18 protein-coding genes are annotated in these 21,867 nt (G+C 65.5%); 13 read left to right on the top strand and 5 right to left on the bottom strand.

Annotation, left to right across the window (positions count from 1 at the left end):
- Positions 1–52 precede the first annotated feature (52 nt).
- The 4 genes from JMJ54_RS04755 (at position 53) to JMJ54_RS04740 (ending at position 4,331) form a co-directional block, all read left to right on the top strand.
- On the top strand, positions 53–1,051 hold the full coding sequence (locus tag JMJ54_RS04755) for a YheT family hydrolase (protein ID WP_203536778.1): 999 nt from the start codon (positions 53–55) through the stop codon (positions 1,049–1,051).
- 61 nt (positions 1,052–1,112) lie between these two features.
- A complete protein-coding gene (locus JMJ54_RS04750; protein WP_203536777.1) occupies positions 1,113–2,474 on the top strand; it encodes a phosphomannomutase/phosphoglucomutase in 1,362 nt (453 codons plus the stop codon).
- Between the two features lie 113 nt (positions 2,475–2,587).
- Positions 2,588–3,433 (top strand): carboxylating nicotinate-nucleotide diphosphorylase, encoded by an 846-nt coding sequence (gene nadC / locus JMJ54_RS04745; RefSeq protein ID WP_203536776.1) that lies wholly within the window; start codon positions 2,588–2,590, stop codon positions 3,431–3,433.
- 4 nt (positions 3,434–3,437) lie between these two features.
- Positions 3,438–4,331: a DMT family transporter gene (locus JMJ54_RS04740; RefSeq protein WP_203536775.1), complete on the top strand. Its 894-nt coding sequence runs from the start codon at positions 3,438–3,440 to the stop codon at positions 4,329–4,331.
- Here the strand turns inward: JMJ54_RS04740 and JMJ54_RS04735 are convergent, their stop codons facing one another.
- From JMJ54_RS04735 to JMJ54_RS04725, 3 genes are all read right to left on the bottom strand, one after another.
- The gene (locus JMJ54_RS04735) at positions 4,332–6,323 is read right to left on the bottom strand and encodes a putative bifunctional diguanylate cyclase/phosphodiesterase (RefSeq protein ID WP_238999855.1); all 1,992 of its coding nucleotides are present in this window, start codon (positions 6,321–6,323) and stop codon (positions 4,332–4,334) included.
- Between the two features lie 238 nt (positions 6,324–6,561).
- The gene (locus JMJ54_RS04730; protein ID WP_203536773.1) at positions 6,562–8,142 is read right to left on the bottom strand and encodes a methyl-accepting chemotaxis protein; all 1,581 of its coding nucleotides are present in this window, start codon (positions 8,140–8,142) and stop codon (positions 6,562–6,564) included.
- 198 nt (positions 8,143–8,340) lie between these two features.
- The gene (locus JMJ54_RS04725; RefSeq protein WP_203536772.1) at positions 8,341–8,673 is read right to left on the bottom strand and encodes a hypothetical protein; all 333 of its coding nucleotides are present in this window, start codon (positions 8,671–8,673) and stop codon (positions 8,341–8,343) included.
- A gap of 173 nt (positions 8,674–8,846) precedes the next feature.
- Between JMJ54_RS04725 and JMJ54_RS04720 the strand changes: the two genes are divergently transcribed.
- On the top strand, positions 8,847–10,277 hold the full coding sequence (locus tag JMJ54_RS04720; RefSeq protein WP_203536771.1) for an aminotransferase-like domain-containing protein: 1,431 nt from the start codon (positions 8,847–8,849) through the stop codon (positions 10,275–10,277).
- Positions 10,278–10,283: 6 nt separating this feature from the next.
- Here the strand turns inward: JMJ54_RS04720 and JMJ54_RS04715 are convergent, their stop codons facing one another.
- Positions 10,284–12,080 (bottom strand): isomerizing glutamine--fructose-6-phosphate transaminase, encoded by a 1,797-nt coding sequence (locus JMJ54_RS04715; protein ID WP_203536770.1) that lies wholly within the window; start codon positions 12,078–12,080, stop codon positions 10,284–10,286.
- Positions 12,081–12,273: 193 nt separating this feature from the next.
- Here JMJ54_RS04715 and JMJ54_RS04710 point away from each other — a divergent pair, with 193 nt between their 5' ends.
- From JMJ54_RS04710 to fusA, 7 genes are all read left to right on the top strand, one after another.
- Positions 12,274–13,287, top strand: coding sequence for a cupin-like domain-containing protein (locus tag JMJ54_RS04710; RefSeq protein ID WP_203536769.1), 1,014 nt, complete (start codon positions 12,274–12,276; stop codon positions 13,285–13,287).
- A 43-nt stretch (positions 13,288–13,330) separates the two neighbouring features.
- Positions 13,331–14,104, top strand: a complete 774-nt coding sequence (locus JMJ54_RS04705; RefSeq protein ID WP_203536768.1) for a hypothetical protein — start codon at positions 13,331–13,333, stop codon at positions 14,102–14,104.
- A gap of 83 nt (positions 14,105–14,187) precedes the next feature.
- Positions 14,188–14,430, top strand: a complete 243-nt coding sequence (locus JMJ54_RS04700; protein ID WP_203536767.1) for an exodeoxyribonuclease VII small subunit — start codon at positions 14,188–14,190, stop codon at positions 14,428–14,430.
- Positions 14,427–15,335, top strand: coding sequence for a polyprenyl synthetase family protein (locus tag JMJ54_RS04695; RefSeq protein ID WP_238999854.1), 909 nt, complete (start codon positions 14,427–14,429; stop codon positions 15,333–15,335). The genes JMJ54_RS04700 and JMJ54_RS04695 overlap by 4 nt, the downstream gene beginning before the upstream one ends.
- A gap of 3 nt (positions 15,336–15,338) precedes the next feature.
- Positions 15,339–17,180: a 1-deoxy-D-xylulose-5-phosphate synthase gene (gene dxs / locus JMJ54_RS04690; protein WP_203536766.1), complete on the top strand. Its 1,842-nt coding sequence runs from the start codon at positions 15,339–15,341 to the stop codon at positions 17,178–17,180.
- A gap of 186 nt (positions 17,181–17,366) precedes the next feature.
- Positions 17,367–17,789, top strand: a complete 423-nt coding sequence (locus JMJ54_RS04685; protein WP_203536765.1) for a hypothetical protein — start codon at positions 17,367–17,369, stop codon at positions 17,787–17,789.
- A 142-nt stretch (positions 17,790–17,931) separates the two neighbouring features.
- Positions 17,932–19,968, top strand: coding sequence for an elongation factor G (gene fusA, locus JMJ54_RS04680; protein ID WP_203536764.1), 2,037 nt, complete (start codon positions 17,932–17,934; stop codon positions 19,966–19,968).
- Here the strand turns inward: fusA and JMJ54_RS04675 are convergent.
- Entirely contained in the window at positions 19,941–20,798 is an 858-nt protein-coding gene (locus JMJ54_RS04675; RefSeq protein WP_203536763.1) for an alpha/beta hydrolase, read from the bottom strand. The genes fusA and JMJ54_RS04675 overlap by 28 nt on opposite strands.
- A gap of 233 nt (positions 20,799–21,031) precedes the next feature.
- Between JMJ54_RS04675 and JMJ54_RS04670 the strand changes: the two genes are divergently transcribed.
- Positions 21,032–21,853, top strand: a complete 822-nt coding sequence (locus tag JMJ54_RS04670; protein WP_203536762.1) for a MipA/OmpV family protein — start codon at positions 21,032–21,034, stop codon at positions 21,851–21,853.
- The last annotated feature ends 14 nt before the right edge of the window (positions 21,854–21,867 follow it).

Raw genomic sequence — 21,867 nt, 5'->3', positions numbered from 1 at the left:
GTAGGTGGCCTTGCTCATTGATGCGATCCACTTTTTCGGGCTAGATGTTCGGATGCAACGAGAACGCCAGCTGCAATTGCCCGTCTACCGCGCGCCGCGCTGGTTGCCCGGCGGGCATGCTCAAACGATCTATCCGGCGACGCTGCTGTGGCAGCGCACACCGGCTTACCGGCGCGAGACTTGGGTAACGCCCGACCTCGACAGCATCGCGGTCGACTGGGTCGACGGCCGTGCCGGGACGCCGATCCTTGTGCTGTTCCACGGTCTCGAAGGCGGCTCGCGCAGCCACTATGCACTGTCGCTGTTCCAGCATTTCTATCCCAAGGGCTGGCGCTGCGTCGTGCCGCATTTCCGCTCCTGCGGCAATGTCACCAACCGGCTGCCGCGTGCCTATCATGCCGGCGACGCCAACGAAATCGACTGGGTGCTGCGACGGATCCGCAATCGCAATCCCGATGCGCCGCTGTATGCCGTCGGCGTTTCGCTCGGTGGCAATGCGCTGCTGAAATGGCTGGGCGAGCAGGGCGAGGCGGCAGGCGAAGTCGTGGCCTCGGCGGCGTCGGTGTGCGCGCCGCTCGACCTGATGATCTGCGGTGCCGCGCTGGATACCGGGGTCAACCGGCGCATCTACACGCGCAATTTCCTGCGCACGCTCAAGCGCAAGATGCTGGCCAAGCTCCAGATCACCGAGAACCCCTTTGTCGATGTGGACAAGGTGAGGGCGGCGGAGACACTGCGGGAGTTCGACGATCTGGTGACGGCGCCACTGCACGGTTACAACGGCGTCGACGACTACTGGACGCGCGCCAGCAGCAAGCCGGGCCTGACCGGCATCTGCGTGCCGACACTGGTCATCAATGCACGCAACGATCCCTTCGTGCCGGTTTCGGCCTTGCCGGGCGAGGATGACGTGTCGCCTTGGGTGACGCTGCTGCAGCCGGAGGAAGGCGGGCATGTCGGCTTTCTTTCCGGTCCGCCGCCGGGCAGGCTCAACTGGTTGCCCAATACCTTGCTGCGGTATTTTCAGTTTCACGCGCCCGACGCGCGATAGTACGGATGCCGCGCGGCGGCCGCATTGCGGCACGGCCGGCGGCCCCTTCCAGGAGTACGCGATGGCGTCCATTCCAGCTCAAATCTTCAAGGCCTACGACGTCCGCGCGCGGGTCGACCTGCTGACGCCCGAAGCGGCGTACCTGATCGGGCGTGCGCTCGGCACCGAGGCCAGCGCGCAGAAACATCACAAGCTGGTTGTCGGCCGCGACGGCCGATTGTCGAGCCCGGCCTTGTCCGATGCCCTGATCCGCGGGCTGGTCGACAGCGGGATCGACGTGCTCGACCTCGGCCTCGTCGCGACACCGATGATGTACTTCGCGGCCATTCGCCATGCGGACGGCTGCGGTGCCATCGTCACCGGCAGCCACAATCCGCCCGACTACAACGGCATCAAAGTGATGCTGGGCGGCGGGACCGTCGGTGGCCGGGCACTCAAGGGACTGTACGACCGCATCGTCCGCGACGATTTCGTCGACGGCGGCGGACAGGTAATCCCGCTCGATGTCGATGCCGAGTACCGCTCAGCGATCGTCGCCAGCCAGCCGCTGGCACGGCCGCTCAAGGTCGTCGTCGATTGCGGCAACGGTGTGCCGGGTGCATTCGTCCCTGAGCTGTACCGTGCGCTGGGTTGCGACGTGACCGAGCTGTTTTGCGAAGTCGATGGCCGTTTTCCCCACCACCATCCGGACCCGCAGGTCGAGGCGAACGTCGCCGACCTCAAGCGTGTGGTTCTCGAGCAGCGGGCCGACGTCGGTCTGGCGTTCGATGGCGACGGCGACCGTCTCGGCGTGGTGACGCCGGATGGCCGTTTCGTGCCGGGCGACAAACTGCTGATGCTGTTTGCCGCCGCCGAACTGGCCCGGCAGCCGGGCGGGCACGTGCTGTACGACGTCAAGTCGACCGGTGCGCTGTCGGGCTGGATCGGTGCCCACGGGGGCAGCAGCGAGATCATCGCCACCGGCCATACGCACATGAAGCAGCGGATGAAGGAAACCGGCGCGCTGGTGGCCGGCGAGCTGTCGGGCCACTTCGCCTTTGCCGGCTGGGGTTTTGACGACGGCCTGTATGCCAGCGTGAAACTGCTGCAGCTGATCGCCGGCGGGCAGAACCTGAACGAGGCGTTTTCGGCGCTGCCGACCCGACTGTCGACGCCGGAACTGCAGCTGCCGGTGGCGGGGGACGGACACGATCTTGTCGACCGTGTCGCCACGACCGCGACCTTTCCGACTGCAACCGCAGTCCTTCGGGTCGACGGATTGCGCATCGAATATCCCGATGGTTTCGGACTGATCCGCGCCTCGAACACCACACCGGTGCTGACGCTGCGGATCGAGGCCGACCATGGCGATGCCATGCTGCGCATTCGCGATGAGCTGGCCACGGCGCTACTGCCGCTGCCGTTCCCGGTGTTCGCAATCTGAGTCAAGACCCTGCTGGCGCCGTGCCGGCCAGCGTCGGTACACTGCGGTCGGGGCCTTGTCCCGACCGCTTTCACTTTTACCCCTTGTAGTACTTTTGCCCGCAGGTTTTGCACATGATCCATCCCTTGCCGCCCCATGAACTGATCACCACCAACGTCGCAGCGGCGCTGACCGAGGACATCGGCGAGCGCGACTGGACCGCCGGACTGATCGCTGCCGACGCGCAGGGCAGGGCGACGGTGCTGGCGCGCGAGGACGCCGTGGTCTGCGGCATTGCCTGGTTCGACGAAGTGTTCCGCCAGCTCGATCCGGCAGTGAAGGTGAGCTGGCGCGTCGCCGAGGGCGACCGCGTCACCGCCGATACGCTGCTGTGCGAACTGGCTGGCCCGGCCCGCAGCCTGCTGACCGGCGAGCGTTCGGCACTGAATTTCCTGCAGCTGCTGTCGGCCGTTGCCACCGAAACCCGCCGCTACGCCGATGCCGTCGAAGGGACCGGTGCGAAAGTGCTCGATACCCGCAAGACGCTGCCGGGCCTGCGCCGGGCGCAGAAATACGCGGTGCTCGTCGGCGGCGGCGCCAACCAGCGCATCGGCCTGTACGACGGCATCCTGATCAAGGAAAACCACATCATGGCCGCCGGCGGCATTGCCGAGGCACTGACTGCCGCGCAGGCGTTGGCACCGGCCGGCGTGACGATCCAGATCGAGGTCGAGAGCCTGCTGGAACTCGACGCCGCGCTCGCTGCCGGCGCGACCAGCGTGCTGCTCGACAACTTCACCCTGCCGCAGCTGGCGGATGCGGTGGCGCTCAATGGCGGTCGTGCCTTGCTGGAAGCATCGGGCGGCGTCGATTTCGATACGCTACGTGCAATCGCCGAAACCGGCGTCGACCGGATTTCGGTCGGCAAGCTGACCAAGGACGTCCGCGCGATCGATCTGTCGATGCGCTTCGTGATCTGATCCCGTGAACCGCTACGCACTGTGCCTGATCGCGGCCATGCTGATGGTCGGCAGCAATGTCGGCATCGGCAAGGCCATCGTCGCGACGATGCCGGTGCTGCTGTTCGCCCTGTTGCGCTTTGTCGTCGGCGTTACCGTTCTGGCGCCGGTCTACCGGCCGTCGCGCCTGCGCCGGGTCAGCCGGGCCGAATGGCGCAACCTCTTTCTGCAGGCCCTGTTCGGCACCTTCCTGTTCACCTTGCTGATGCTCTACGGTGTCCGCCATACCAGCGCACTGGCCGCTGGCGTGATCACCAGCACCATTCCAGCGGTGGTGATCCTGCTGGCTTGGGGCATGCTCGGCGAGCGGCCGAGCCCGCGCGCGATGCTGGCCGTGGCGCTGGCCATGGGCGGTGTACTGATCGTCAATCTGGCTCGTAGCGACGGGGACGGCGGCAGCCTGTTCGGCAATCTGCTGGTGTTCGGCGCGGTGCTGTGCGAGTCGCTGTACGTGATCCTGTCGCGCCGGCTGACGCAGACGCTGCCAGCGATCGAGATCTGCGCCTACACCCACGGCATCGGTTTGCTGCTGATGCTGCCGCTGGGCGTGTTCGCGTCGCTGTCTTTCGATTTCACGGCCGTCCGGCTCGAGACTTGGGGTCTGGTGATCTGGTACGGTCTGGCGGCGAGCGTGTTTTCGTTCTGGCTGTGGATGAAGGGTATACGCCACGTGCCGGGCCAGATGGCCGGCGTGTTCACCGCGGTGCTGCCGGTGGCGGCCGCGGGCTACGGCATCCTCGTGCTGGGCGAACAGCCGACGCTGGCACACGGCATCGCATTGCTGTGCGTGCTGGCGGGTATTGCGATCGCCAGCTTGCAGGCGCCCGCTAAGCCGCTGCTCGCCCAGCGCGAGTCGTGATCAACGGATGACTTCCTCGGCGGCTGCGCAGGGAAAGTCGTCGGCCGGCACCGGGCGCCCCAGCAGGAAACCCTGAAGCGAATCGCAACCGAGCCGGGTCAGGAAATCCTGCTGCGCTGCGGTTTCGACACCTTCGGCGACGATGTTCAGGTTCAGCGTCTGGCCGAGCGCGACGATCGCCGAAACGATGGCGGCATCGTCGCTGTCGTGTGCCAGTTCGTTGACAAAGCCGCGATCGATCTTCAATTCGTTGGCCGGCAGCCGCTTCAGGTACAGCAGGCTCGAGTAGCCGGTGCCGAAATCGTCGATCGAGATGTTCACACCGGCGGCTGCCAGCTGCCGCAGGATCACGAGGCTGGCTTCCGCGTCGCGCATCGCCGTGGTTTCGGTGATCTCCAGCGTCAGGCGCGACGGTGCCAGTGCGTGCCGCAGCAGCGTGGCTTCGACGGTGGCCGGCAGGCTGGCATGGGCGAACTGCACCGCAGACAGATTGACCGCGATCGACCAGTCGACGTGGCCCCGGTCATGCCAGGCCCGCATCTGCCGGCAGGCCTCATCGAGCACCCAGTCGCCGATCTGCAGCACGAGGCCGGAGCGCTCGGCGTGGCCGAGGAAGGCATCGGGGCTGATCAGTCCGTGCTTGGGGTGGCGCCAGCGCAGCAGCGCTTCGGCACCGATCACACGGCCGCTGACGGCGTCGAACTTCGGCTGATAGTGAAGCTCGAGCTCCTTGCGTCCCAGCGCCAGTCTCAGGTCGTGCATCAGTTGGAGCTGGGACTGCGCATTGGCGTTCATCGACGCTTCGAAGAAGCAGTATCCGTTCCGGCCGGAATCCTTGGCGTGATACATCGCCGCGTCGGCGTTGGCCATCAGCTCACGCTGGTCGCGGCCATCGTCGGGGTAGAGCGCGATGCCGACGCTGGCCGACACGCTCAGCAGATGGCGATGGACGTTGAAAGGCTGGTCGATGGCGTCGACGAGCGCTTCGGCCACGCTGGCTGCGCCTTCGGGGCCGGCCAGTTCGAGCATCAGCACGAACTCGTCGCCACCGAGCCGGGCGATCGTGTCCTGCGCACGCACGCAGCGCCGGATGCGGTCGGCGACATCGATCAGCAGGCCGTCGCCGATATGGTGGCCATAGGCATCGTTGACGGCCTTGAAGCCGTCGAGGTCCATGAAGATCAGCGCGAAGCGGCCCCGGTCTCGCTCGGCTTTCTGGATGGCCTGGGCAAGCCGGTCCTCGAGCAGCAGCCGGTTCGGCAGCTTGGTCAGATTGTCGTGCAGCGCCAGATGCATCAGTTCGTGATTGGCTTCGGCGAGTGATTCGGCCAGCACCGCGGTGTGTGCGGCCATGCGGTTGTCCAGCACCGACACGATCAGCGCAATGGCCAGGACTGCCAGCGTGACCACGATGACGAGCAGCGCCAGCCAGTTGGTCGCGATGCCGCTGTTGGCGGCGCCGCAGAAGCTGCCGAGCGGAAACTGCGACGCGGCCATGCCGGTGTAGTGCATGCCGACGATGGCACCGCCCATGATGACGGCCGCGGTGCAGCGGGCCAGCATGAGGTGCGGCGAGCCGGAACGCAGGCGGAACGCGATCCACAGCGCCGCGCCCGAGGCGGCGACGGCAATGATGATCGACAGCGTGAACAGCAGCGGGTCGTAGCGGATGCCGGGCAGCATGCGCATCGCCGCCATGCCGGTGTAATGCATCGCGGCAATGCCGCTGCCCATCAGCAAGGCACCGAGCGTCAGTCGCTGCCACGGCAATGTGGGCTGGCAGACCAGCCAGAGCGCAAAGACCGATGCGCCGATGGCCGCGAGCAGCGAAGCGAAGGTAATCAGCGGATCGTAGCCGAGCGGGATCGGCAGGCTGAAGGCGAGCATGCCGATGAAATGCATCGACCAGATGCCGAGGCCCATGGCGAATGCGCCGCCGGCCAGCCACCAGCGCTTGGCGTTGCCGGTCGCTGCCGCAACGCGCCCGGCCATGTCCAGCGCGGTGTACGACGCGAGGATGGCAACCAGAAAGGAACAAAGAACAAGAAGCTGATTGTAACTATTGCTTAACACCAGCACGGCCTTATTGACGGTAAACAGCGTATGTAAGAACTTTCCTTACAAATTGAAGCGATATTATGCACGCATCCTAAGGGGCAGACGAGGCCACCCCCCGAAACTCATGACCCAGGGGTTTCCCTGGGGCTGCCTTTTGCCTGTGGCCGGCGGTTCATCGGGCCAGCCGGAACCAGCCCAGCTGACCATCGAGCGCGTTGGCGGTATCGGTCAGGCCGCGCAGTTCGTCACGCATCGTTTCACTGAGGCTGCGGCTGTCGCGAGCGCTGTCGCCGATGTGCTCGAGCCGCTCGCGGATGGCGCCGCTGGCGCGACCCTGCTCGTCGACCGCCTCGCTGATCTCGCTCATCATGGCGCCGACCTGCGCTGCGGCTGCGCCGATATTGGCCAGCGACGCATTCACCGTCGCACCGTCGTCGTGACATTCGCCGATCCGTTCGGCGGCGGCCTGCATGGCCGCCAGCGTGTCGCGGGTTCGGGTGCGGGTGGCGTCGAGAATCTCGCGGATCCGCTGCGTCGAATCGGTCGTCGAGAGCGACAGTTTCCGCACTTCGTCGGCGACCACGGCGAAGCCGCGTCCTGCCTCGCCGGCCCGGGCGGCTTCGATTGCCGCATTCAGCGCCAGCAGATTGGTCTGCCCGGCAATGGCGTCGATGCTTTCGGCGACAACGACGATCTGCGTGACGGCTTCGGCCAGCGAGTGCATCGCATGTTCGGCGTGGCCGAAGTCCTCGGTCAACCGGTCAAGCCGGGCCAGCGAGGCATCGCCGGCCGTTCGTGCGGCGGCAATCGCCGCCTGGGTTTGCTGCGCTGCGCCGGCCGCCTGTTCGGCACGCTGGCCGACGTGCTGAACGGCGGCTTCGAGGCTGGCGCTGCTGCCGGCGATATCCTGCAGATGACGGGTCTGCCGGTCGGCATCGGCGTGGACGTCGCCGGCAAGGCGGGCGACATCGCCTGCATCGTCCCGTGTCGATTGCGCTGCGGCCTGTGCCTGCTGCAGCGTGGCAGCGAGCCGGTCGACGAAGTGGTTGAGCTGGCCGCCGAGCTGGCCGATTTCGTCGCCGTTCTCGTGCATGCGCTGGCTCAGCTCGCCGGTGGCCAAGCGGGATACGCCCCCGGCCATGGCTGCGAGCCGTCGCGCCAGTTTCCGCGCAAAGAAGCGCTGGCTGGCGACGATGGCCAGCGCGGTCAGGCCCAGCGGAACCAGCGTCAGCGTCAGCAGGCGCGCGGCGCGGTGGTCGATGGCCGCAGTGACCGCCTTGGCCTGATCGCGGTTGCGCTGGGATGCGGCGTCGAGTTCAGCCAGCGTCGGCTCCAGCTCGCTGTGGTAGATCGACTCGGGAATCCCGATGGCGTCCTGCGGGCTGGTGGCCGAGATCGACACCGCGCTGCGGTACTGCGTCAGGTAGTTGCGCCAGCGGCCGTCCAGCAAGGCGTCGAGCCGGGCGCCGCGCTCGGCGTCGAGCAGCGGACGCAGTTGTCCGGCGGCACCGGCAACGGTCTGCTCGGTTGCGGCAATGCGGGCTTCGGCGTCGGCGGCGAGCGGGTCGAGCCGTGACAGCGTCAGCATGCTGCCCTTCATCGTTGCAATGGCCGCGAGTGCGGTCTGGTTATCGCGGAACTGGCCGTACTCCTGGTGCAGGCGATGGTTCTGCCAACTGATCCATCCGGCGAGCAGACCCAGCGTGCAGACGGTGACGATGCTGACCAGCTTGAGCTGGGTGGCGATGCGCATGGCGAAATCCTGTTGTTATTGTAAGCCTGCGATCTTATTTGTTGATTATGAAACTCTAATTAATGGGACATCCTTGCCGGCTGGTGTGTGTTTTCGCCGCCTTGGCCTGAGGCGCTGGCGGCTGTATACAGTTATGGAATGATGACTCGTCAGGTATGTGAAATATTCATCTGAACGAGGAGGCCTTGCCGCGAGCCGTCAGGCCGGGCGCTTGCTGCCGCGCCAGAAGGCCCAAAGCCAGGACCAGGCGTGGACGCCGGGGCGGGGCGGCTGCGGTTCGGCTGGGCGGTACATCAGCTGCGCACCTTCGTCATCCGTGCGTAGCGTGACGTAACCATTGCGCTCGAAATGCCAGTGTTCGCCCCGCCGCAGCGGCTGTTCACACGCCAGCAGCGTTTCGGCCAGCCATTGCGGCGCTGCGATCATGCTGACCCTGCCGTGGACGACATGCAGCACGTCGCCAGGGTAGACGGCCAGATTGAGGGTCTGCCGGGGGGCAAGGCGGGCGGGGCGTGGGGTGCGTTGCTGCATGGTGTGGACTCCGCTGAATGGACCCGACCAGCTTACGGGCCACGCCGGTGCGCTTCGAGGCATAGGCCGTGTGGTCCGGATGCAGAACAGCGACGGAAAAACACGCTTGTTGCGATACAGAGGATACCGATCTGTATCTGTTTCTTTGCGGGGGAGCGGTGAACAATCGGGCCATGGACGCACTCCCGCTTTACCGCCAGTTGGCGGCCCATTACCAGCAGGCCATCGAGACCGGTACGTTGGCGCCCGGCAGTCGCATGCCGTCGTTGCGCGCCCTGATGGACCGGCACGACGTCAGCCTGTCGACCGCGCTGCAAAGCTGCCGTCATCTGGAACGCGACGGCTTTCTGGAGGCGCGGCCGCGCTCGGGCTACTTCGTCCGCCTGCCCGGCAAACCGGCATGCCGGCCGGTTGCCGAACCGGTGAACCGGCTGGCCGATCCGGCGCAGTATGTCGGTATCCACGAGCGGGTATCGGCGATCATTGCGCAGGGCCGGTCGCACCCGCTGCAGTTCAATCTGGCGGTTGCCTGTGCCGCGGCCGAACTGTATCCGGTCGAGGCATTGAAGCAGGCAATGATGCGGGCACTGCGGCACGATCCGACCGTGCTGACCTCGGCGGCAACGCCCAACGGCAGCCCGGCCTTGCGCAGCGTGCTGGCGCAGCGCGCGCTGACGACGCGTATTGCGGCGAGCCGCGACGACATCGTCGTCACCAACGGGTGCATCGAAGCGCTGAATCTTGCGCTGCGTGCCGTGGCCCAGCCCGGTGACGTGATCGCCGTCGAGTCGCCGACCTATTACGGGCTGCTGCAGATTCTCGAGAGTCTGGGCATGAAGGCACTGGAAATTCCGACCAGTGCGCAGAACGGCATTTCGGTCGAGGCGCTCGAACTGGCCGCGCAGACCTACCGCAACATAAAGGCCGTCGTCGTGGTGCCGAATTTCCAGAACCCGCTGGGTGCGGTGATGCCCGACGCGGCCAAGGCGAGGCTGGTTGCGTGGTGCGAGGCGCACGCGATTCCGCTGATCGAGGACGATACCTACAGTCTGCTCAGCAACAGCGATACGCCGCTGGCCGCAGCCAAGGCCTGGGACCGGACCGGCAACGTGATCTATTGCGCATCGCTGCACAAAACGCTGGCGCCGGGCATGCGCTTGGGCTGGATGATCGGCGGCCGATGGCAGGCGCGGATCGAAATGCTCAAGTACGCGCAGACGCGTGCCAACGAGGTGCTGCCGCAACTGGCCGTTGCCGACTTCATCGGCTCCGGCGCCTACGATCGCCATTTGCGACGCCTGCGCCTGGCGCTGCGCGATCAGCGCGAACAGATGGCCGAAGCGATTGCGACCTACTTTCCGCTTGATACCCGGCTGACCGTGCCACAGGGCGGCTTGAGCCTGTGGATCGAGCTGCCGGGCGGCGCCTCGTCTACGGCGCTGTTCGAGCAGGCGATGAATGCCGGAGTCGGCATCGCGCCGGGGCGGATGTTTTCCAACTCCGATCGCTTTGAAGCCTATTTCCGCCTGTCCTGCGGCCAGCCCTACACGCGGGCACTGAACGGGGCGATGCGGACACTCGGCCAACTGGCCGCGGCGCTCTGATCCCCGCTATTCGGTGAGTACCGTCTTGGCCAGATAGCGTGGTGTATCGATGCTGGTGCCGCGATGCAGCGCAATCCGGTACGCCAGCAGCTGGAAGGCCAGCGTATACAGCAGCGGGTCGAGGTCGCCGAGCGAGGCGGGCATGCGGATCACGTTCATCCGCTCGTCCGAAGGCAGCGCGGCATCGGTGAACACATAGATGCGCCCCTGCCTTGCGCGGATTTCCTGCAGGTTGGCGAGCATTTTCTCGGCCAGCCGGTTCCATGGCAGGCAGGCCACCACGGGCAGGTTGCGATCGACCACGGCCAGCGGCCCATGCTTGAGCTCCCCGCCGGCGTGGCCTTCGGCGCCGAGATACGCGACTTCGCGGATTTTCTGCGCGCCCTCGAGTACGACCGGGTAATTGCTGTGCCGACCGATGCAGAACAGCGTCTGCCCCTGCGCGATGGCCCTGGCCCAGTCGTCGATCAGCGGTTTGAGCGCCAGCACCGCATGCGCGCGCTGCGCGAGTTCGCCAAGGTGCCGGCGTGCTTCCGACTCGGCTTCCGGCGTCAGCCGGTGGTGCAGGCGTGCCAGCGCCAGTGCCAGTTGATACAGCGCCAGCAACTGCGCCGAGAACGTCTTGGTCGACGTGACGGCGATTTCAGGTCCGGCATTGGTGACCATGTGCCAGCGGGCCTGATGCATCAGCGTGCTGTCGCTGACGTTGGAAATTGCAAGTGTCAGCGTGGCGCCGAGCTGGCGGGCGAAGCGCAGGCTGGCGACGGTGTCGGCGGTTTCACCGGACTGGGAAATGGCGATGACCAGCGTATCGGGCGGCAAGGCCACCTCGCGATAACGGAATTCGCTGGCCAGTTCGACCAGGGTCGGTACGCCGACAAGCGCTTCGAGCCAGTAGCGCGCGGTCAGCGCGGCATGGTGGCTGCTGCCGCTGGCCAGCAGCGTGATCGTGCGGATGCCGGCCAGCTCATGGACGCTGTCGTCGCCGAGCAGCCGTTCGAGCGTGGGGATTGCGCCGCGAAGCGAAAGCGCATCGGCGAGCAGCGCCGGCTGGGCGTCGATTTCCCTTTCCATATGGTGGCCGAAACGGTCGAGCGCTTCGTCGCCGTTCAGCGTCAGCGTCGCCGTGCGCCGCACCGGCTGGCCGTTGGCATCGACGACTTCGACATGACCGGGATGGAGGCTGACCACGTCGCCTTCGGACAGGCGGAGTTGTTCGCGACGGTCGGCGGGCAGCAATTGCACGTTGTCGGTACAGGCCACACCGATGATCGAAAGCGCGAGGTAGAGGGCGATCCGGTTGCCGGTGAACACCAGCGGGCTTCCGCTGTCGCTGCAGCTCACACCGAAGGCATGGATGCCTTGCAGTTCCAGCCGGGCGGCCTGAACCGCCCTCGGCAGATACTTCAGTGCGTCCTCGTGCCAGTGGACCAGATCGGCGACCAGCGCCGCAGGTCGCGTCGGATCGGACGGGTAGCCCAGTTGCGTGAGCCGTTCCGCCAGTGCGTCGGCATTGTCGATCTGTCCGCGCAGCACCACGCCAATCCGGCCTCGACTGAGCGCTACGGCGCGTTCACCATCGTGCGACCAGTCGAGGCGTGCCAGCAGGCGCTGGCCGTCGTGCGGACCGAGTGCATCGGCCAGCGCGGCCTGAGGACCGCTGGCACGGATGGCATCCAGTGCGCTGGCATTGCCACCGAGCGCAGACAAATGGCGGTAGCCGAGTTCGGGGTGGCGTGACAGAACCAGGGAGAGCGGCGCAATGGCGTTGTTTTGGCTGATGAATCCGAAAATCGTGCTCATGGACGGGACGCGCCGGAGGGGTGGAAGGACTGTCTCAAGACTAGTGCAAAATCATCTTCAAATCTTAATGTCCGCTGAATATCCGGATAAAGTATTCCTCGTTCCCGTGAACAAAAAAACACCGGCGATCGGCGTCGACCGGCACGGGCAAATCGCGGTCCGACCGCGACGGTCAAAAACATGGAGGAAGACGATGGAATCACTGAATACCGTACAGATCGACGACGGCTGGCGGCGCTGGATTGCCGAAAACCTGATCCTCGGCAGCGTGCCGCAATCGCTGTGTGACGTGATGATCGCCGCCGGCATTGACACCGAGGTAGCCCGGAGCGAACTGGAAACCGCGCAGCGCAGCCCGTACATCGCCGGCGCGGCGCGGCTGAAGAACCGGCTGGCCAAGCACGACTGGATCCTCGACATCCAGCGCAAGCTCAACCGCCAGTTCGAGCTGAAGGTCGAACGTCACCACAAGCTTGACCGCGAGCGCTTTTACCGCGAGTTCTACAGCACCGGCCGTCCGGTCATCATCACCGGCATGCTCGACGACTGGCCGGCGATGAAGAAGTGGAACCTCGACTATTTCGCCAGCGAATTCGGCGATGCCGAGGTGCAGGTGCAGTTCGGCCGCAATCAGGATGCACAGTACGAAATCAATTCGGTGCAGCACCGGCAGACGATGCGCTTTGGCGACTATGTCGCGCTGATCAGGGACGCGGGCCGCACCAACGATTTCTACATGACGGCGAACAACACCTCGCAGAACCGCCGCGCGCTGTCCGGATTGTGGCGCGACCTGCTGCCGCTGGCCGAATACCAGGACGCGGCGTCGCCCGACGACGGCTTCTTCTGGCTTGGCCCGGCCGGGACGATCACGCCGTTCCACCACGACCTGACCAACAACTTCATGGCGCAGGTGATCGGGCGCAAGCGCGTGCTGCTGATTCCGCCGGCCGAGGTCGCGCGGGTCTACAACCATCGGCACTGTTTCAGCGAGGTCGACGGCCGCAACATCGATTACAACCGTTTCCCGATGATGCGCGACGTCCAGGTGCTCGAATGCATCCTCAATCCGGGCGAGATCCTCTTCCTGCCGGTAGGCTGCTGGCATTTTGTCGAAGGACTGGATGTCTCGTGCACGGTATCCTCGATCAACTTCCGTTGGGATAATGACTTCACCGGTTTCTATCCGGGGCAGCTTGATTACTGAGGCCGGCAAAGGCCTCGCCAACCCAGTCCAGCATGGAGCCTGAATGAGCCAGATACTGACCCCCGAATTTCTTGCCCAGCCGTTTCCGGCGCTGTCGCGCGAACTCGTCGAGGCCGCGCCCGGCGAGTTCCTGATCGACGAAATCCATCCCGGCGCACCGCTGGTGATCACCTTTGCCTTCGTCGACTGGAACGGCAACCCCGGTTTCTACGGCTGGGGCCGGACCCGCAAACTGGCCGACATCGCCGGCCGGCCGATCAACCGCATCCTGCTGCGCGACCGCCGCAGCCAGTGGTACCAGCAGGGCGTAAAGGGGCTGGGTGACAGCGTGGATGAAACGCTGGCCAGCCTGCAAACGCTGATCGAGCGGATCCGTCCGTCCTACGTGGCGACGATGGGCGAGTCGATGGGGGCCTATGGCGCCATTCATTACGGCGTACGGCTCGGCGCGGCGCGGATTGCCGCATTCGGCCCGCTGTCGCACCTGAAGGTCGACGAGGCCTTGCTGTACAACGAACGGCGCTGGCTGCCGGTGATGCAGGCGCTGGCCGAGCGTCCGCCGGCCGGCCTGTGCGATGACCTGACGGCCTTGCTCGCCGAGCACGATTACCGGGGCGAGCTGCACGTCGGTTTCGGCACCAGTGCCGGCGGCGACAATGCCGAGGCGGTCTGTCTGGATGCGGTGCATGCGCTGCGGCTGGCGGCCCATCCGTCGGTGCGGCTCTATCCGTATCCGGAGGCGCAGCACACGGTGACCTTGTACCTGAAGGAGCACCGGCTTCTCGACGGTTTCCTGCATCGCGCGCTGCTGGCCTGAAACCGGGCTGAAACCCAGTCTGTGATTGACTTCCGGCGTGGCTTGGGGGTATTTTGGCCGGATTTCCTGCCGCCCTTGCCCCCATGCCAAAAGCAGCCAAAACGCCGGCCGCAACGCCGGCCGATTTCGAGTCCGGACTGCGTGAACTCGAAGCCCTGATTGCCGAGCTCGAAGCCGGCAACCTGCCGCTTGAAGCGGCGCTCAATGCCTACCAGCGCGGCCAGACCCTGCTCGGTTTCTGCCAGGGCAAGCTCGCCGACGCCGAACAGCAACTGAAAATCCTCGAAGCCGGCCAGCTCAAGCCCTTCCAGCCGGAGTCCGAATGACCTTGATCGAATCCAACGCCCCGTTTTCAGACTGGATGCACGCCGTGCAGGCGCGGGTTGAAACCGTGCTTGATGCGCTGCTGCCGCCGGCAAACCAGCACCCTGCGCGCCTGCACGAGGCGATGCGCTATGCGGTGCTCGATGGCGGCAAGCGCGTTCGTCCCTTGCTGGCGTTCGCCGCCGGCGAACTCGTCGGCGCCGATCCGGCCCGGCTCGACCATGCCGCTGGCGCGGTCGAGATGATCCACGCGTACTCGCTGGTCCATGACGACATGCCGCCGATGGACAACGACGTGCTGCGCCGCGGCAAGCCGACGGTGCACGTGAAGTACGACGAGGCGACGGCGCTGCTTGCCGGCGACGCGCTGCAGACCGCCGCGTTCGACGCATTGACCGCCAGGCCGCTGGCCGATGATCCGGTCGTGCAGCTCGGCATGGTGCGCACACTGGCGCGCGCCTCGGGCAGCCACGGCATGTGCGGCGGACAGGGCATCGACCTGTACAGCGTCGGTGAAACCCTGACGCTGCCGCAGCTCGAACTGATGCACATCCTCAAGACCGGTGCGCTGATCCGCGCTTCGGTCGCGCTGGGTGCCGCCTGTGGCACGGCCTTGTCGGATGACGAGCGCACGCGGCTAGACCATTTCGCCAAGTGCGTCGGTCTGGCGTTCCAGGTCGTCGATGACATCCTCGACGAAGAGGCCGATACCGCCACGCTGGGCAAGACCGCCGGCAAGGACGCGGCCAACCACAAGCCGACCTATGTCGCGCTGCTCGGCCTCAAGGGCGCCAAGGACAAGGCCGCCGAACTGCTGGCCGACGCCCGCGCCGCACTCGCACCGTTCGGCGATCGCGCCCTCCGGTTGAATCAACTTGCCGACTTCATCGTCGATCGCCGGTTCTGATCCATGCTGCTTGAAACCATCAATACGCCCGCCGATCTGCGCCAGCTCGACCGCAAGCAGCTCGCGCCGCTGGCAGAAGAACTGCGCGCCTTCCTGCTCGACTCGGTCAGCCATACCGGCGGCCACTTCGCTTCGAACCTCGGTGCGGTCGAACTGACGATCGCGCTGCATTACGTGTTCAACACCCCGGAAGACCGGCTGGTGTGGGACGTCGGCCACCAGAGTTATCCGCACAAGATCCTCACCGGCCGGCGCGAACGCATGAACACGATGCGCAAGCAGGGCGGTCTGGCCGGCTTTCCGAAGCGTGACGAGAGCGAGTACGACACCTTCGGTGTCGGCCACTCGAGCACGTCGATCGGCGCGGCGCTGGGCATGGCCGAGGCGGCGCTGATCAACGGTGAACAACGACATGCGATCGCGGTGATCGGCGACGGTGCAATGACCGCCGGCCAGGCGATCGAGGCACTGTTCAACGCCGGCCATCGTCGGGACACCAACCTCCTGGTGATCCTCAACGACAACGAAATGTCGATCTCGCCCAATGTCGGCGCGTTCAACAATTATCTGGCCAAGCTGCTGTCGGGCAAGTTCTACAACGGCTTCCGCAATGCGTCCGAAAAGGTGCTCGGCGCGGTGCCGCCGCTGAAGGAGCTGGCGAAGAAGGGCGAAGAGCACGTCAAGGCGCTGCTGACGCCGGCGTCGCTGTTCGAGGAGCTCGGCTTCAACTACATCGGCCCGGTCGACGGCCACAATCTCGATGCGCTGGTGACGACGCTGGCGAACATCAAGCAGCTGAAGGGACCGCAGTTCCTGCACGTGGTGACCAAGAAGGGGCAGGGTTACAAGCTGGCCGTCGACGATCCGGTCAAGTATCACGCGGTGACGCCGTTCCAGCCCGAGAACGGCATGGCCGGCGGCAAAGCCGGCGCCAAGGTTTCGTTCACCCAGGTGTTCGGCGACTGGCTGTGCGACATGGCGGCCAAGGATGACAAGCTCGTCGGCATCACGCCGGCGATGCGCGAGGGCTCGGGCTTGGTGCGCTTCGAGCAGGAATTCCCGGACCGCTATTTCGACGTCGGCATCGCCGAGCAGCACGCGGTGACCTTCGCCGCCGGCCTCGCCTGTGAAGGGCTCAAGCCGGTGGTGGCGATCTATTCGACCTTTTTGCAGCGTGCCTACGACCAGCTGGTCCACGACGTTGCGCTGCAGAACCTCGACGTGACGTTTGCGATCGACCGCGCTGGTCTCGTCGGTGCCGACGGCCCGACGCACGCCGGCTCGTTCGATTATTCGTTCCTGCGCTGCATTCCGAACATGGCTGTGCTGGCCCCAAGCGATGAAAACGAGTGCCGGCAGATGCTCTACAGCGCCTACCAGCATCCGGGCCCGGCGGCGGTGCGTTATCCGCGCGGCTCCGGCACGGGTGTCGCAGTCGAAACCGGGATGACCGGCGTGCCCTGGGGCAAGGGTAGTGTCGCCCGCCGCGGCAGCAAGGTCGCGATCCTGGCGTTCGGTACGCTGCTCGAACCCGCGCTGAAGGCCGGCGACGCGCTCGACGCCACGGTGGCCAACATGCGCTTCGTCAAGCCGCTCGACGATGCACTGGTCGCAGAACTTGTCGCTGCGCACGATCTGATCGTCACGGTCGAGGAAAACGCCATCATGGGCGGCGCAGGCAGTGCGCTGCTCGAAAGCATGATGAAGCAGGGTATCGTCAAACCGGTGCTGCAGCTCGGCCTGCCCGACGATTACGTCGAGCACGGTGAACAGAAGCAGTTGCTCGCCGATTGCGGCCTCGACGCCGCGGGGATCGAAGCTTCGATCCGGACCCGGTTGGGCTGAGCCCGCTTCGTCCGCAAAAACGCCGGCTTGTGCCTGCGTTTTTTTTGGGGGGTGGCGGTGCCCGGGTGAAGCAGGTGCCGGACAACTATCATCAATCCGGCGCAAGACCTGACCGGAAGACTTTTGCGCGTCGCCACGGCGGCGAAGGCGAAAGGCTGCCATCCACCCCTTCAAAGGAAAACCGCGATGTCCCATCCCTCGAACACGATTACGCTCGCCATTTTCGATCACGAATCCGAATTGCTGCACAAGGCCTGGCTCGTCGATCTGGCCCCGAAAGGCGACGAGCTTGCCGGTGAATTCCGGATCACGCTCGATCACAAGGACTACGCCATTCCCGTCAGTGGCAAGGTTACGCAAACGCCGGGTGGTGGCACGACGCTGCTCAACGGCGCGGACGGGCGTTTCAGTGTTTCGATCAATCTGGTCATGGGGCCGTACATCCCCGGCTACACCGGCGGCATTCTGTTCGGCAACACCGTTCAGGCGAAGCAGTGCTTCTTCCTTGGTACACCGGAAGGCATGCCGGCTGCACTTGCCGGCAGCGATCTGTCGCTCGATGCTCTGGCCGCGCAGGCCCGGCAGCTCGAAACGGCGCAAGCACAGTAGAAGCGAAGGACCCGCGCGCCGCGACGAAGTCGATCCGACCCGCGCGGACGCCGGCCGATCAGGCGCAAGGGCGAACCATCCGGGATGGCGGCCTTGCTTGTCGTCGCTATACTCCAAACACCCGTAAGGTTTGGAGACGGCGATGTCCCACGATCCGGTTGAAGCAGTCCGCACGGTTGCACTGGTCGGCCACGGCGGCAGCGGCAAGACGACGCTGGCCGAGGCGCTGTTGTTCAAAAGCGGGGCCATTGCGGCGATGGGCGCACTGGAGCGCGGCGATACCGTCTGCGATTTCGATCCGCTCGAGCGCGAATACGGCCATTCGCTGTCGTCGGCGCTCGCGCGATTCGAGCACGACGACGTCACGGTCAACCTGATCGACACGCCCGGGTATCCTGATTTCATCGGTCAGGCGCTGGCGGCGCTGACGGCGGTCGATACCGCGCTGGTCGTCGTCAATGCGCAGAACGGCATCGAGCTGTCGACGCGGCGGATGATGGATGCGGCGGCGGATCGCGGCTTGTGCCGGATTCTGGTCGTGAACAAGATCGATGCCGAGCGTGTCGATCTGCCCGCCTTGCTCGCCGATCTGCGCGAGGCCTTCGGCAGAGAGGTCCTGCCGATCAATCTGCCGGCCGGGCAAGGCAGTCGCGTCGTCGACTGTTTTTTTTCGCCCGACGGCGAGGCCGATTTCTCGTCGGTGGCCGATGCGCATCAGGCGCTGATCGATCAGGTCGTCGAGGTCGACGAGGTACTGATGGCGCGCTACCTTGAACAGGGCGAGGTGACGCCGGCCGAACTGCATGCACCGTTCGAAACCGCGTTGCGGCAGGGGCACCTGATTCCGCTTTGCTTCGTTTCGGCGCGCACCGGTGTCGGCGTGCCGGAACTGGTCGACGTGCTGGCCAAGCTTGCGCCGAACCCGCGCGAAGGCAATCCACCGCCGTTCATCAAGGGCAAATCCGGCGTGTTCCGCGCGGTGCCGGATCCGGACAAACACGTGGTGGCACACGTGTTCAAGGTGGTGATGGATCCGTATGTCGGCAAGCTCGGCGTCTTCCGCGTTCATCAGGGCACGGTGGCGCGCGACTCGCAACTGCTCATCGGCGACGGCCGCAAGCCGTTCAAGGTCGGCCACCTGCTGCGGGTGCAGGGCAAGCGCTACGACGAGGTCAACCGGTTGCTGCCGGGCGAGTTCGGCGCCATTGCCAAGGTCGACGACATTGCCTTCGATGTCGTGCTGCACGATTCGCACGACGAGGATCTGATCCATCTGCAGCCGAGCGCGTTTCCGGCGCCGATGCAGGGGCTGGCGATCCAGCCCAAGCGGCACGGCGACGAGCAGCGCATCGGCGAAGTGCTGCACCGGCTGCAGATGGAGGACCCGTGCGTGAAGGTCGATCACGACACCGTGACGCACGAGACGGTCTTGCGGGGCATGGGCGAAATGCACCTGCGCTATCTGCTCGACCGGATGGCGAGCACCTACCGGCTCGAAGTCCAGACCAGCGTGCCACGGGTACCGTACCGGGAAACGATCACGCGTCCGGCCGAGGGCCACCATCGCCACAAGAAGCAGACCGGTGGTGCCGGCCAGTTCGGCGAGGTCTTCCTGCGGATCGAGCCGCAGCAGCGCGGCGCGGGCTTTGCCTTTGTCGATGCGGTCAAGGGCGGCGTGATCCCGGGGCAATTCATCCAGTCGGTAGAGAAGGGCGTGCGTGCGGCGCTGGCTGCCGGCCCGGTGTCGGGCAGCCCGATCGAGGACATCAAGGTGACCGTGTACGATGGCAAGAGCCATTCGGTCGATTCAAAGGATGTCGCCTTCCAGGCCGCCGGGCGCAAGGCGATGCTCGAGGCGCTGCAGGCGGCTGCGCCGGTCGTGCTCGAACCGGTGGTGGAGATCGAGATCACCGCGCCCGAGTCCCGGCTGGGCGACCTGACGGCCGACCTGTCGGGACGGCGCGGGCAGGTCAGCGGCACCGAGACGCTGTCGCAGCAACTGGTGCTGATCCGCGGCCACGTTCCGCTGGCCGAACTCGACGGCTATGCCGGCCGGCTCAAGGCGATCACCGGCGGCCAGGGCGCTTACGCGCTGACGCTCAGCCACTACGATGCGGTGCCGCCGGAGGTCCAGCAGCGCCTTTCGGCAGGCTACAAGGCGGTGCAGGACGACGACTGAGCCGCGTGGCCGAGCCCGAGATGGCTGAGGACTTCGGTCGCGACCTGCTTCCGGTCATTGTCGACGCAGATCATGTGGTAGCTGTTTTCGACGATGACCGCGCGGCTGTGCGGGATCCGGCGCTTGAGTAGTGCGGCCGAACGCGGGCTGGTCAGTTCATCCTCGCGCGCGTGGACGATCAGCGTGGCGGCACGCACGCGATTGAGTTCGGACCGGACCCAGCGCCGCACCCGGTCGACCTCGCGAATGCAGGACAGCGGCACCCACGGATAGTGGAAGGTGTTGCCGTCGCAGAGCTTGGCCTTGACCAGTGCACGCATCGGTTCGTTCTTGATGCCGTAGGGTTCGGCTTCGGGGATGCGCATCAGCTGCATCAGCCCCGGCACGTGGTAAACGACGTGACGCAGTTCGCGGTACCAGGGCATCGCCCAGCCGTCGATGAACACCGGCGGCGCCAGCGCGACAAGCCGGCCGTTGCGCAGGTCGACGCGCTTGGCCGTTTCGATCGCCAGCAGCGCGCCGAGGCACATGCCCATCAGGTGCAGCGTTTCGTAGCGCACCGACAGCGCGCGATAGTGGGCGACAACGGTGGCGATCCAGTCCTCGGCCTGCACGTCGTACAGGTCCTCCGGGCGGCCGCCGTGGCCGGGCAAGGTCAGCGTGTGGGTGGTGATGCCGGCGCGCTGCAGCACCTTGCCCAGCGAGCCGAGGTCGCGGTCGGTACCGCCGAGGCCGTGAACCAGCAGGATGGCGACCGAACCGTCGCTCGGGGCGGCAAAGGCGGAGCGGCGGGGCGGCGGAAGGACGGAAGAACAAGCAGGCTGGCGCATGGCGAGGGCATCGGAAGTGGCGACAGCAGCAGTGTCGAAAATCCGTCGGTCCCGCCTTCGGCGAAAGTGTGGAGATATTGTATTGAAAGTGTTGCGCGAGAAGCACGCTCTACAACGCCGTGCTTGCTTTCTTCGTGATTTCACGAATTTTTACAAGTTGCCCACAGTTCTCCGACAAGTCGACCCCATGCGCTTCGCATACTCCGGTCTGTTTTCACCGGAGTCTTCCTCACATGCGAACGCTGTTACAACGCAATACCCTGCTGCTGCTGACGGGACTGGCCGCCGCCCCGGCGCTGGCCGATCCCCGCATCGATGCAATCACCACCGGCGTCGGCGATTGGTTTACCGAGTCGGAATACACGCTCGGCGCCGGCGTGGCCTATGCGCCGAAGTTCGCCGGCAGCAAGGACTACCAGTTCGGCCCCTATTTCAACGTCCACATGCTGACGCCGCAGGGCATCTATTTCGATCCGCTGCAGGGCGTCGGCTGGCAGACGCAGATCGGCGAGCAATTCGTACTGTCGATCGGCGTCGGTTACGACTTCGGCCGTGCCGAGACCGACAAGGATCTCGGCGCCGGCTCGGACCGGCTCAAGGGCATGGGCGACGTCAAGGGATCGGTGCTCGGCACGACGTCGCTGGGTTTCATGATCACGCCGGCGACCATGTTCACCCTGTCTGCCGAGCAGGCGCTGAGCAACCGCGACCGCGGGCTGTCGTGGAGCGTGCAGCTGGGCCATGCGTTCGAGCTGAGCGAGACCGATACCATCGGCCTGGCCGGATCGGTGCAGCTGGGTGACAGCAAGTACAACCAGACCTATTTCGGCGTGACGCAGGCACAGAGCAGGACCAGCCGCTTCAAGGCCTACGAGGCCGGTTCGGGCATCAACAGCTATACCGCCACGGTCAACTGGACCCACAAGTGGACCAAAAACTGGAACACCGACCTGTCGGCAGGCGTGACGCAGTTTGCCGGCGAGGTGGAGAACAGCCCGCTGCTGGATACCAAGACCAATTACTCGGCGCTGCTGACGCTGAATTACACCTTCTGACCGGTCGGGCCGGT

The organism is Jeongeupia naejangsanensis, from assembly GCF_016865585.1.
In the GTDB taxonomy this organism is placed as follows: domain Bacteria; phylum Pseudomonadota; class Gammaproteobacteria; order Burkholderiales; family Chitinibacteraceae; genus Jeongeupia; species Jeongeupia naejangsanensis.
The sequence above is the reverse complement of the archived record's forward strand: the minus strand, read 5'-3'. Positions and strand labels throughout refer to the sequence as shown.